10 protein-coding genes are annotated in these 13,645 nt (G+C 47.8%); all 10 read right to left on the bottom strand.

The features are described from left to right. Nucleotides 1-22: 22 nt before the first annotated feature. The 10 genes from JNN12_01215 to JNN12_01170 all read right to left on the bottom strand — a co-directional run bounded on the left by JNN12_01215 (nucleotide 23) and on the right by JNN12_01170 (nucleotide 13,622). Entirely contained in the window at nucleotides 23-2,674 is a 2,652-nt protein-coding gene (locus JNN12_01215) for a TonB-dependent receptor (protein ID MBL7976929.1), read from the bottom strand. Nucleotides 2,675-2,788: 114 nt separating this feature from the next. Further along, nucleotides 2,789-4,693: a T9SS type A sorting domain-containing protein gene (locus JNN12_01210; protein MBL7976928.1), complete on the bottom strand. Its 1,905-nt coding sequence runs from the start codon at nucleotides 4,691-4,693 to the stop codon at nucleotides 2,789-2,791. A gap of 48 nt (nucleotides 4,694-4,741) precedes the next feature. Next, on the bottom strand, nucleotides 4,742-5,770 hold the full coding sequence (locus JNN12_01205; protein ID MBL7976927.1) for a LacI family DNA-binding transcriptional regulator: 1,029 nt from the start codon (nucleotides 5,768-5,770) through the stop codon (nucleotides 4,742-4,744). A 270-nt stretch (nucleotides 5,771-6,040) separates the two neighbouring features. Next, nucleotides 6,041-8,842: a phosphoenolpyruvate carboxylase gene (locus JNN12_01200; GenBank protein MBL7976926.1), complete on the bottom strand. Its 2,802-nt coding sequence runs from the start codon at nucleotides 8,840-8,842 to the stop codon at nucleotides 6,041-6,043. A gap of 108 nt (nucleotides 8,843-8,950) precedes the next feature. Then, nucleotides 8,951-9,337, bottom strand: coding sequence for a hypothetical protein (locus JNN12_01195; protein MBL7976925.1), 387 nt, complete (start codon nucleotides 9,335-9,337; stop codon nucleotides 8,951-8,953). Continuing rightward, nucleotides 9,330-9,749, bottom strand: coding sequence for a hypothetical protein (locus JNN12_01190; GenBank protein ID MBL7976924.1), 420 nt, complete (start codon nucleotides 9,747-9,749; stop codon nucleotides 9,330-9,332). The genes JNN12_01195 and JNN12_01190 overlap by 8 nt, the downstream gene beginning before the upstream one ends. A gap of 75 nt (nucleotides 9,750-9,824) precedes the next feature. Continuing rightward, nucleotides 9,825-10,229 carry a group III truncated hemoglobin gene (locus JNN12_01185; GenBank protein MBL7976923.1) on the bottom strand — a complete coding sequence of 135 codons (405 nt, stop codon included), beginning with the start codon at nucleotides 10,227-10,229 and terminating at the stop codon, nucleotides 9,825-9,827. A 34-nt stretch (nucleotides 10,230-10,263) separates the two neighbouring features. Continuing rightward, a complete protein-coding gene (locus JNN12_01180) occupies nucleotides 10,264-10,563 on the bottom strand; it encodes a hypothetical protein (GenBank protein ID MBL7976922.1) in 300 nt (99 codons plus the stop codon). Nucleotides 10,564-10,587: 24 nt separating this feature from the next. Beyond that, nucleotides 10,588-12,336, bottom strand: a complete 1,749-nt coding sequence (sulP, locus tag JNN12_01175) for a sulfate permease (GenBank protein MBL7976921.1) — start codon at nucleotides 12,334-12,336, stop codon at nucleotides 10,588-10,590. A gap of 224 nt (nucleotides 12,337-12,560) precedes the next feature. Then, a complete protein-coding gene (locus tag JNN12_01170) occupies nucleotides 12,561-13,622 on the bottom strand; it encodes an alkaline phosphatase family protein (protein ID MBL7976920.1) in 1,062 nt (353 codons plus the stop codon). Nucleotides 13,623-13,645 lie beyond the last annotated feature (23 nt).

The raw sequence follows: 13,645 nt of genomic DNA, 5'->3' as shown, positions 1-13,645 counted from the left end.
AGTTAAAATTCACCACGCCCAATCAAGGTTTTTTAAAAATACCACGCAGGGTTATGCCAGCCTCGATGCGCCTTGGTTGTGCAAAACGGCCCGGATTTCGGAGTTGGCTTCGGTTGGCTTCGGGCGTTAAAGAATAATAGGGGCTGCCTGTATTGGCAAATACAAAACCATTCACCGCGTGTTCATCCGTCAGGTTAAATGCTCGGATAAATCCGGTTGCATTCCATTTGCCCAGTTTGAAATATTTTTCTGCACGCAAATCCAACAAGAAAAAATTGGCCTTGCGACCCGAATTCGGTTCCAAGTCCGATCCAAAAGTGGAACCCAGTTCCGGCGTATAAGGCTGCCCACTTCCAAAACGCAAGATGGCCGTCAAGTTAAAATTATTGGCCCGATACCATGTAAGCGATCCATTGAGGGTGTGGCGCTGATCCCAGTTAAAAGCCACTTGTCGTGGGCGCGGGTCTTCTCCGGCAGCGGCACGATTGGCCGTCTCGCGGGGATCACTGCTGTTTCCGACAGCGACTTGTAGTGTATAGTCCACCGAGGCATTCAAACCTGCAGCCGTTCGCTGGTCTAAAGAAAGGGTAAACCCTCTCACGCCCCCAAAGTCCACATTGGTTAGGCGGGCGTATTCTGCGGCGGTAAACGTTTGTACAAATTCTACGCCCAAAAGATCGCGGATGTCCTTATAAAACAAACTCAAGTCCAATCCCAAATCGCGGTTTAAAGCAGATTTAAATCCAAACTCATACTGCGTTGTAAACTCAGGCCTCAAGTCCGGATTTCCCATTACCCCATAGGAAATCCCTCCTGCCTGAAGGTCTTTCAACACGGAATAGTCGGCATTCTGGAATAATTGTCCCAAACCAGGCATTTGATAAAAATGGCCATACGAGAAAAAGACCGATGCCCTGTCTAAAATGGGGAACGAGATGCCCAATCGGGGTGCGAGTGCCAGTTTTACTGTGGTGGCTTTTGGCACCGAAGCAGGTGCTCCACTAATGGCATTGGCCGGGTTTCGTAGTTCACTTGGTACTGTCGTTCGTGCATCAAAATACTCCAATCGAAAACCACCCCGAATACGTAAATCTCCCCATTCTAAGCGATCTTGTGCAAAGAGAGAGGCCTGAATCGGGCTAAAATCAGTCGTTTTGGCTTCCGGAAGATCGGTACGGGGCTGCAAAATCTGTACCCCGTCCACATTGGTTTCGGTAATGATCCCTGGCGCCCCAAAGGAAATATCTGAGCGCATTACTTCAAAGCCAATTTTGAGCAGATGCGCCTTGGTAATCTGATCCGTATAAGCACCTTTTGCTACCAAAGCATCCGTTGTCTGAATAAATCGGCCTAAGTCTGCCCCTTGTACCACCGCTCCATCTTCATAATTGCTATCACCCTGAGGACGCCCCCACTCTAAATACAAGGGATTCGTTAAGTCCTCGAATAACATATCTTTGTAATCAAATTTATTTTGACGGAAGGTTAATTCGTAAAACCGTTTATCCGACAATGTATGGGTAATGTTCAATCCATGTACAACCGAGAACTGCCGGGGTGATTTAACGCCATCCGGATTTAGCCGCCAAGTGTCGTTATAATATTTGCGTTTAATCCAATTTGTAATGGCTTGGTATTCTAACTTTAGGTTTTTAATGGAACGGTTCGAGACCTTTGCCAGAAGATTGGATTCATAGGAAAAGTTCATCGGAACAACAGCCCCATCTCCGGTAGGATTAAAAATGCGTTGTTCCAAATCTGAACGGTCGGAAGGCAAAAAACGTCGTTCACCAAACAAATATCCGTCATTCGCTAAATGCTGCCCACTGACCAAAAAGGTCGTCTGCTTGATAAAGGGGCCACTCACACTCGCTTGAAGATTGCGTTGGTTGACGGGGCTTAATTTGTCTAAATGCGGAAAACGGTTGGCATTGGTATAGCTATTGTTTGTGGTGGAATAATAACTTCCGCCAAAGGCTTCGAGGTTCACTTCAAAGCGGTCTAAGTCTCCACTACGCAATACCGCATTTACCACGCCAGACATGGCCTGTCCGTATTCAGCATCAAACGTTCCGGAAATTACCTGAACTTCTTGCAACAACGAGCGGTCTAATTCTAAAGAGGAACTGTTGTTGTAGGGATTATTAACCGATACCCCGTCCACTTGGTATTGTACTTCACCTTGTCTTCCACCCCGAAAGTGTCCATCTACCACACCTGCTTGAAGGTTTACAATTTCGCCAATGTTTTGCACGGGTAATACCGCAATGTCTTCCTTAGACAAACTGGTCATAGAACTGGTTTGTGAAACATCCACAATAGGTCGTTCGGCCACCACCGTCACTTCACCACCTTGTAAGGTCTCCTCGGATAAGGTGGCATTTTGGGTAGTGGTTTGGTTTGAATTAACCCGTACCCCAGAAATGGTCAGCGTTTGGTAGCCAATGTAGCTATACCGTACCGAATAAGTACCCGGCGGAATACGTAAAATTGCAAAATAGCCCTCGGTATCCGTAACCGCTCCCAATTGGGTTCCGGGCAATGCCACCGTCACCCCAATAAGGGTTATGCCATTTGTATCGGTTACTTTTCCGGAAAGTTTACCGGTTTGGGCGTAAGCCATCTGGCCATACAGTGTACTGCACAGCAACAGGATCAGACGCAGACCTTTCATAAGATCGAAGTAAAAAGTGGAAAAGAGATTGGCTGTTTCACAAGGGGAATCCGTTGCTTCCTTTTAACGGCGGCTACGTCTTCCCCTGCAAAACATTTTCACCTAAAAGAGGGTTTATTTCATCAGGATCATTTTACCAGCCGGACTGGTGTAAACGCCCTTTTGGGTTTTTACCCGTACTTGGTACAGGTAAACGCCCGATGCCAATCCATTCGCTTGGAAGGTAGCGCCCTGCGATCCAGTGCTTTGGGCACCCACATAAACCGTGCGAATAAGGCGACCAGTTACATCAAATACGTCCAGATTCACTTCTCCAGCTTGCGGCAGTGCATAACGAATGGTTGTGGACGGATTAAAGGGGTTCGGATAATTGCCTTCGAGTTTAAATCCGTTTGGTACTTCGGATATATCTTCGTTCGCCACCCCAATTTTGAAGGTATCATCCATCACCAGCCAAGCCCATGAAGCAGCACCCGGGTGTTCTTTGAACCACCATGTACGCGTACTGTAGTTTTTGGCCGGATCTGCCAAACGGTCGCCGTCAAAAAGACACATACCTGCAAACAAGGTATTGTCCGCAGTAGGATAACCCAGTGCGGTAAGGTCAATCATGATCTCAACGGTATAGCCAAGGTCAATGTCATTGGCATCGTTCACAGAAGTAGAACCTTTCAACTTGAGCGCCGCTTCAGCTTTGCCATTTTTGATCAGATCGGTCAGGTAGCCATCGGTCACCATTTTACCATCCGAACCGACGCGCACAACAAACTGACGGGCCTCGCCCAAATTTTCGGACGTTAGTGCTGCCGGATCACGGTCTAATAACATCAAGCGGAAGCCATCCCACATGTCGTAGTTGTCATCGCCAGTTACGACTTGGTCTCGAGCATCCACCGAGACATACAATTTTGTTCCAGAATAGAACCACTTAACGGTTGCATCTCCCGGATCAAGCACGTCCGCACGGACACCGCTAAACTCAGGCTGAAATTGTCCGCTTAGCATAGGGGCAACACCCCGGTAACCATCGCGAAGCACCTTATCACCATAACGGATATCCATACCTTTGGCTTTGGCCCAAACGGCTTCGGCCAATCCCCCATCAATTGTCGGCATGGTTTCTCCTGTAGCATTTGGAATCTTACCGTCCACATTCACGGTGGGCGCACTTCCAGTGGAGTTGATCGTCCAATCTGGACGACCCCATAACTGAATCTGTGAAAAAGCATCCGCGTTGCCCCACGGATCTTGCCACCAAGTACGGTTCGAAGCAAATTTTGCAGCATTTCGCGGCCAATTCCAGTCTGCATCCCAGATAGACATGCCAAAAAGGCCCACATCGCCCGCAGGCTTTGTAAAGTCATATCCCATCACCCCCAAGTCGAACATCATTTCTACGACATACCCATTGTCTGGCGTACTGTCATCATTGACCACACCATTCACTTTGATCGCACCATCCCAAGCGCCTTTCCGTGTGGCATCTCTTGGCGGTGCAGTAAACGGTGGCCAACCATCGCCCCCCCATTTACCAATGAAGTGAGGTTGTGCACCTGGCTTCGTGGCATCGGGATTGTCTGGAGACCAGAAGGTATAGAAATATTCGGCAGCTGGCAAAGGACGGTTGGCAGATGTCTTGTCCTTAAAGCCCATCAGGAAAGCATCCCAAGTAGCCCAGTCACCAGAACCGCCTACCGAACTATCGGCAACGGCAACGCCCATATACAATTTATTGCCATCCAACAAAAATTTGACAGTGGCTTTCATTGGGTCTGTCGGGTTGCCGCCACGCCCGCCTTCATCCCGCCATCCAGAGCCAGGTAAACCAGCACTTTTGCCAAATTCCATGGTTTTGGCTTCGGCTTTTGCCCATGCCGCTTCATTCAGATTGCCATCTAAGGTGATGGTAGCACCCGCCGCCGAGCGCACCCACCAGGCATCTGCCCGTTGCGCCTGACTCGTGCTCCAACCGCCAACGAGTAGCATGGTTAATAAAATTCGGATCGTAAACGTTTTCATAAAGAGTCTCCAAAGAGGTTTGGTGTTGTGAAAAGGTGAGTTTGGGTCTTACATTTCGGTGGTTACTTCCTGAAATTCCTGACCTATGCCACAAGAGCGCCGAATGACCAGCGAGGTTGGGAATTTTTCCTGACGACGGATATGCGCATTCGCCTCTTGAATGGCCATCAGCAATCGCTCCATGGCCCTTTGCCCCATTTCAAAAATGGGCACATGGACCGAGGTGAGCGGCGGTTCTAAGTATTGGCTAGTCGGAATGTCGTCGAACCCTACAATGGCAATTTCTTCCGGGACTCGTAGGCCAAGAGTGCGCAGTGCAGCCATAGCGCCAATGGCCATCCCATCGTTCATGGCAAAAATCGCCGTCGGACGTTCCGGAAATTGTAGCAATGCCAGTGCCCCACGATGACCACTGGGTTCGTTAAAATCACCCACAAAGCGCATAGACGAGACCACCGCTATCCCCGCATCCCGTAAAGCATCTTCGTACCCGCGCAAGCGTTCACACACTTCATGGTTCACCAAAGAACCTGTAATCAGGGCAATCCGACGATGGCCCAGCCGAGTCAGATGCCGTACAATGGAGTAGGCCCCACCATAATTATCTACATTGATAGAATCATAGGCGTCTCCTTCCACATAGCAGTTGAGCAATACAATGGGGAGACGTGCCGGTAAATTAGACTGTAAAGAAGCCGCATCTATGTCGGGCGACATCACCACCAACCCATCTACACGGCCTTGCATGGCCTGAATGGCCCGCACGATCTCCTTTTGTTCATTGTGAGAACTCGAAACCAACAAGTGATACCCCCGTTCTTGCGCGGTTTGGTCTAATCCACGCAGGATTTCGGAATAGAAACCACCATACATATCTGGCAATAAAACTCCCAAAGTATAGGTTTTTTTGGTCACCAAACTCCGGGCTGCCCCATTCGAGACAAAGTTTAGCTTCTGTACAGCAAGCTGAATTTTCTCTCGTTTATGGGTACTCACGGGGCCACCTGTCAGCCAACGCGAGACCGTCGAGACGGAGACGCCTGACTCTTTTGCTACATCTTTTATGGTGGCTGGCATCGTTTTTTATTAACTGGGAACGTTCCCACTTTTTCTCAAAAAGAAAACCGAAGAAAGCGGTTCCAATAGATTTAAAACAATTAACTTAATTAACTACAAAGTATTATAATCTTAATAATTACAATAACTTATAGAATTGTCCCACAAAACTGGGAACGTTTCCACAAAAAACTAAGGAAAGCGTTTCCCAAAATCAAGTCTGAATGTGTATTTTTATTGAAGAAACAACCTAAGGGCCAGGATTTCACCTCCCTGCGTCGCTGCCCTACATCATCCCGTACTTTGCATGGCTGCAGCAAGCCCGTTAATGCTTAGGAGGAGGCTTTCATGCAATTTTTCCTGATCTGCATGGTCTTCGGAACTGTTGCGCCACCGTTCCATCAAATTGATTTGTAATAAATTAATGGCATCGGTATAGGGATTTCGGAGGCGAATCAGAGACTGAATAACGGGCACATCGTCCATCAGGTTTTGCCAACCCGCAATCGCTTTCATCGCGGTCTCCGCCTTTTGAAAATCCGCCAGAATCATTTCATGAAAATGCCCTTGTTGCTTTTCTGCGTACTGCGCCGCTATTTTGAGCCGAGCACGTCCCATTTCTCGTGCGGCATTCTGGAGCATAGACCTAAAAACGGGCCAGTTTTGCCAGGCTTCTTGCAGTGTTTGCAAGCGGCTTGCATCGGCAGCCATATACCCTGAAAGGGCCTCGCCCAAACCAAACCAACCAGGGACATTATAGCGGGTCTGCGTCCAAGCGAATCCCCACGGAATGGCCCTTAAACCTTCAAAATCTACTTCGGAAGCAGATTTACGGGATACCGGACGGGAGGCAATTTTCAATCGGCTAATGTGTTCGATGGGGGTAATCCGGATGTACCATGCCCAGAAGTGTGGGTCATGAATTAATCGGTGATAAGCTGCTTGCCCAGCTTGTGCAATGGCTTCCATCATTTCAAAACGTTCAGGCGGAACGCCCCCGCTAAGATCGGCTTCGGGTGCATTGGCCTGAGCCAAAGCGGCAATCATGGCATGCACCACCTGCTCTAAGTGCCGATGTGCAATACCCTTGTGCGAATATCGAAAAGAAATTACTTCTCCTTGTTCGGTAAATCGAATCCGTCCGTTTTGACAAGCCAATGGCATGGCCAAAATTCCTTGATTGGCCCGACCTCCACCACGTCCAACGGAACCGCCCCGTCCGTGGAACAGTTGAAATTGTACCTCGTGTTTGCGGCAAATGGCCGCCAATGCACCCTGTGCTTTGTGTAAGGCCCAGTTTGCCATCAGATACCCGCCATCTTTGTTACTGTCCGAGTACCCCAACATGATTTCTTGGTATTGGCCTCGCGCTTTGAGATGTCGTTTATAAAGGTGGTGCGTAAACAATTCCTCCATAAACGGCAGGGCTTGTTCTAAGTCTCCGATGGTTTCAAAAAGGGGTACAATGTCTATCGGAGCTTCGATTCGGCGGCCACGGGCTTTCCACAGCCCCACTTCCTTGGCCAATAACAACACCTCGAACATGTCAGACAAGTGGCTCGTCATCGAAATAATGTAACTTCCGATCGCATCCGGATCCGTAGCTGCCATTTCTGCGATCACCCGCATGGTTTCGAGGGTTTCACGGGTTTGTTTGCTCAGTTCTGGCCAGACATAATCGGGAATAAGCGGTCTTGGATTTTCCAGTTCTTTCAATAAAACACTTTGTCTTGTTTTTTCAGACATCGCCATGTAGTCGGGCGTCACACCGCCTAATTTCAACAATTCCGAGACTGCGTGCTCATGCACCGCGCTATGTTGCCGAAAGTCTATGGCATTGAGGTAAAACCCGAATGCCTGTGCCTGAACCAAGGCTTTTTGGAGCAAAGGAGAAACCGTTCCGCCCAACCATCCACTGGCTTCGATGGCATCTCGGATGATTTGTAGGTCATTCACCAAACGCTTGCTGTTATAAACTTGCGGATTTTCTTCCATCAATGCAAGGCGGTGCATCATCAATGTAAGTTTCTGCCGAAATGGCTCGCGGCGATGGGGCCACAAGGTAGATTCGGGAACCTGTTCTTCGTTCAGGTCTGCGGCAATAGAGTCCGTAAGGCTTCCTAGCACACCTACTTTATGTGAAGAGATGCTTAGTTCGCGCCATAATCCCTTCAGTGTGCCTTGCCAAAATGCGATCATGGTACGTCTTTGTAAATCAAACACTTGCCGGGTCACATCAGCCGTAACCAATGGATTTCCGTCACGATCTCCCCCAATCCAAGTGCGATAACGCAATAAATTTCCGGTGGGGGTCGCCCGTGATGCAGCACTTTCGTAATAGGTCATGACCGCCTTTTGCAAATCGTTCAAAATATCTGGGACCGCCTCTCGGATCACATTTTGTCCAAAATACAAGGCATACTTAACCTCATCGAGCACATTTAGTGTTTCCACCCGCACTTCATCGGTCGCCAACAGCATCAGAATGTGATACAACATTTGATCCTTTAGCAATTGTTGTTCGGTTCCTGTCTGATCCTGCCTGTTTTGGGACTCCAGTAGTTCGGCAATCGCCTGTTGTTTATAAAGAATACTCCGGCGACGGGCCTCGGTTGGATGCGCCGTAAGCGTAGGCTCAATCCGGATATGGCGCAACAGTTGAAGTACGTCTTCCCGCTCGAAACCATTTTGTTTTAATTGAAAGACAACCTCGGATATAGATTCACCGCGTGGTTTTTCATCGGTCGCGGCTTTTGAACGGCTCCGGTTTACACGTAAAATTTCCTGACGTTCGGCTTGATTGATGAGGTGGAAAAAGGCTGTAAATGAACGCAAGAGCCACTGGATTTCTTCGATCCGTAACGCGGCAATGGCATCGCGGGCTTCTGCAAGTAAAGCGGGCTGGTCTTCCGATGAGGCCCGTTCACATTTTTGCCAGATCAGTACCAACTGGTCTAAGGTAGCCGTTCCCGCATGCTCCCGAATGGCGGTCTTGAGCAATGAACCCAATAAATTGACTTGGTTTTGGAATGCATTAGAAAGCGACGAGGCTTCATCGTCTGGTATATTAAAGAGTTGATCTCGGTTTGGCATATTGAACAGTCGGATAAAGCAGAAGGAAAGACCTGAAAATAAATTCCGATCCGCATACACAGAGTTTCCTTCATGTTATTTCGACTAAAAAACCGTTTTTAAAGCGAATTAGAGACAAAGGGAGGCTACTGAAACCGCTTCCGATGTCTGTCTTGATGTGTATGGCCCTAAAGTTTGCTCCGGCATTATGAGGCGTACCTGAAGGATTGGAGGCAGAAAGGAGCCAACCAATCTAACTGGACCGAGGATTTCACGCCTTGTAGGGCCTACCGAATTATATAAGATAGTCGGAATATCGAACCCACCTTTTTCATCCCGAAAAATGATTCTTTCGGCGTCACCTTCATAACACCCTACTGCAAACCGCACCCGTTCACCATCTGCTACCAAGCGGAACTCGCCCGAAAAACGGCCCCTCACTGTCAACGAGGGCTTTTCCGCGTCGCAACCGATGAGTACCAAAAGAAAAAGCACCAACATAACCTGTTTATACATGGCTCTCAGGACATTTTTGGAGTTTGGCAGGTGTTCCCTTAGACACGATAAAACGCCCAATTTCAGACGGTTGATCGGTTCGCATTATCGTGAGCGTCATGGTCTGCCCACTAATTTTTCCGGTGGCTATAATGGGATAAACGGGAGGTACATAGCCTTCTGGAGGGGGCACCCCACTCCCTGGTGTATAGGTTCCAGAAACAGAAAACTGTCCGTTTTTATCCGCTTTAATAGGCTTGTCAAGTGTTCCGGTCGCACATCCAAACTCCATAATCGCACCCGTTTGGGTAACAATCAAAGCAAGTTGGGGGCTTCCCCATTCACCAAGCCCTGCGGATGTTCCCGAACCCGAATCACAACCCGCATTCAAAAGGACAAAGAAAAGAACAACGATAAAGCGATTTTTACGCATGGTTTTATTCGGCTATCAGTTGGATGAATGCTTTAGCACTAAACATCAAAACCTTTATAGACCTAAGTTAGCCGATTAAATCACCCCGATATCCTCGGTGGGTTCACGGAAACTATTGATTTTATGCTGCATTAATGCCTGAATCGCCTGGGCCTGTTTCAGGGCTTTTTCGGTATTTTGCCCCTTAAAATTGGTATGGAGTGTCTCCTGCCAGATCGCCATCCAACGCTCAAAATGAGCGGCGGTGAGGGCTTTTTTTTGATCTAACTGAATATGAACCGCCATTGGATCGCCTTTATAACCCGCTTTACCAAAAATGACCGCCTCCCAAAAGGCATACATCTTAGGGAGATGCAAAGACCAGTTGATTTTTGCAATTTCCTCAAAGTGGGGTCGGATCACGGCATCTTGACGTACTTGGGCATAAAAGGCCTCTACCAAATACCGGATATCATCACTCGTTTGAATATCGTTTTGCACTTGTTTTTTATGGCTTTAAACAGAAAAAGAAGTATCACCCTCCAATAATCAGTAAGCACAGTGTTTCTTCTTGGGCGGTCACTTCATGGTATTCACCAGCTGGAATAGGCGTTTCCTCATACTGCGACAACACCATACCACCGCTTTCTGCCTCATATTGAACCTGGCCTTCCAGTACGTACAGTTTAGCCGGAATTGCTGTTTTATGCTTACGCAGCACCATGCCTTTTTTAAAGCCAATGGCAATCACCTTGTTTTGGTCTGTTTTGGCCAAAGGGACAAGTAAGGGTTGGGTGGCCGTAGCTAAGGCGGTTTTCAAATATCTAAGTGTCATGAATAATGGCCGTGTGTATAGGCATTAAGTCCTCAAAACGCTCTCTCCTTCCTCGTTTTCAGCCGCTTCCGGATCCTCTAAATGCGTGTCTTCGAGTAGTCGGACGGCACGTTCCAGTGCGTGGGCAAAATCGGGCAATACATTGCCTTTTCCAATTCTAAACAAAAGCCGAGATTTTCGTAGTTCCTCTAATACAGGCGGCTGCACCCCAGACAGCACCAATTTGGTGCCTTTTGGCGTCACTTCCCGATAAACATCTTCCACTGCCCGAAGGCCCGTCGCATCAATCATAGGTACATAACGCATCCGTAAGATAAGAATGGGCGGAGGCATTTCTAAGTGTTTAATTTCTTCTTGGAATTTATACGCGGCCCCAAAGAACATCGGGCCGGAAACTTCAAACACCTGAATGCCTTTGGGTACGATAAAATTACTCAAGTCCATTGGATGTACGACCGCTTCCGATTCTTCCTCTCTAAGTTTAAGGTCTTTCACTAGATCTACGTGCGAAAGTTGGGACATACGGGTCATGAAAAGAAAAGCGGCTAATACCATTCCGACTTCTATCGCAACAGTAAGATCCAGCAAGACGGTCAATAGAAATGTAACCACCAACACCACTGCATCGCTCCCGCGCCCTTGGGCAATCCGTCGAAAAGAACGCCATTCACTCATATTATAGGCAATAACCACCAAAATACCAGCCAAACAAGCGAGTGGAATCAGCACCGCCAAATGACCGACAAACAAAACAATGCATAATAACGTGAGGGCATGTACGATGCCTGCGACGGGCGTCCGCCCTCCATTTTTTACATTGGTTGCCGTTCGTGCAATTGCACCGGTTGCAGGAATCCCTCCAAAAAAGGGCGCAACCACATTGGCCACACCTTGTGCCACCAGTTCCATATTCGATCGGTGGGTCTTACCAATCATGCCATCTGCCACTACTGCCGACAACAAAGACTCAATCCCGCCCAAAAGTGCAATGGTGAATGCGGGCTGAAACAATCCTTTGATCATGGCCCAATCCACCGACGGGATGGATAACGAAGGGAACCCCGACGGAATGGTACCAAATCGGCTTCCAATGGTCTCTACGGGCCACTGAAAGTAGTGTACAGCAAGGGTGGACAGCACAATGGCTACCAATGATCCTGGGATACGTTGAGAAATCTTGCCAAATAAGAGCGAAATAATGATGGTGCCCACCCCCAACCCAATGGCATAAGGGTTTGTAGTGTTAAAATGTGCCGCATAGGCCACCCATTTTTCGATAAAATCGGCTGGAACAGCCCCCATACGCCATCCGAAAAAGTCTTTCATCTGAGAGGAAAAGATGATCAACGCAATTCCAGTTGTGAAGCCTACAATGAGCGGATAAGGAATAAACTTAATCACCTGACCCAAACGCGCAAATCCCATCACTACGAGCATCAACCCAGCCATAATGGTGGCAACCGTTAGCCCATCTATGCCATACTGTTGTACGATGCCATAGACGATCACAATAAAAGCCCCGGTAGGCCCACCGATCTGAACACGGCTTCCACCCAAAAAGGATACCAAGAATCCAGCAATAATGGCCGTAAACAAGCCTTTATCCGGCGAAACGCCCGAAGCAATGGCGAAGGCAATGGAGAGAGGCAGGGCCAAGATGCCCACGACAATACCCGCAATGATGTCTTTGGTGAGTTGTTCCCGATTAAACGTATGGAAGATGGTAAAGAGTTTGGGCTTAAACACGACGCTTCTACTTGGTGACAAGAGCATTTTTTAATGAACCCTACAAGTTAAGCTGTCCATACCCAAGAAACCGCTATCCAATGACCAATTTCTGCCCAAAGTCCTGTTTGGCAACCAAGAAGAATCCGGCAAGATGCTGTGAAGCAATGGGAGGCTCATTTTTCATGTAACACAATGACTACCAGATAAGAACATTGGTCTTACAATGTCTTCGTGGATCATCCAGCGTTTCCTGATCGCAACACAGCGTGTCATTTTGATTTAAATGAAATTTCGCTCAAACGGATGGTGTGCTCAAAGCGTTGATTATTGGTTACATCAATCACTTCCATCCGGATTATCGGATCTTTTGCAGCCCAATCTATGGTAATGAGTCCAAAATGATTTTCCATCACTGGCCCTTCAATGCGATTTCGGTTCGGCGTAGCAAAATGCCAAGTAGAAGACAAGCCGCTCGACGTAACGTCGTAGATAGGGTATAGATTGGGTTCCTGTAGTTTTGATATTTCGGCGTAGTGAACGTCTCCAGTGATAAACAAGACCCCATTTGCGCGTGTTTTTCGGATCAACTCCAAAAACCGCTTTTGTTCATGGGGGAAATTCGCCCAAGCCTCGTAGCCATTGTATTCGATGCCAAATTGCGACCCACTCCCAACAATCCGCACATCAGCAGGTTTTTGCAACTCGGCCTCTAACCACTTCCATTGCGCCTCGCCCAAAAATGTAGAATCCGGCTTGGTATAAGGGGCATAGTCGAGGGAATAAAAATATCGTTTATCGTCTTTGAACTCTCCATTATAAGGCAATACATCGTCACGGAAGGTTCGGTTGTCTAAAAGAATCACTTGAAGGATTTTTCCTTTCTGTTTGTAGTAATACGAGGTATAAATGCCTTCATGTTGCCGCCTCGGCGAGTCTTTCGGCTCCTCAAAAAAGGTCAGAAAGATGTCTTTGGATTCTTTTTTAAAGGGGTAATGCCTGCCAATATCGTTCCAGCCAAAGTCATGATCGTCCCATGTGGCCAATATTTTGGTATTCCGTTTTAAGTGCTGAAAAGTAGGCTTGGCGGCCAATTTGCCATATTTCGTCCGCAGTTCGTTCATGTCCTTGGTATCACCATAGATATTATCTCCAAGAAAAACAAATACATCGGGCTTATGTTTAACCACCACGTCGAAGATCGGTAGAGGGTGTTCCTCGCTTCCACATGAGCCAAAGGCTATTTTAAAGGTGTTTTTTTGGGCAACCGAAAACCCGTTGTTTGAGACAACGAGGAGAAGAATAACCAAAAAGAGGCGGTATAAAGAGATCATAACCGTTTATTTTTGTTAGAAAG

It is taken from the genome of Bacteroidetes Order II. bacterium (genome assembly GCA_016788705.1).
Taxonomy (GTDB): domain Bacteria; phylum Bacteroidota; class Rhodothermia; order Rhodothermales; family UBA2364; genus UBA2364.
This window is presented reverse-complemented; position numbering and strand designations above follow the sequence as displayed.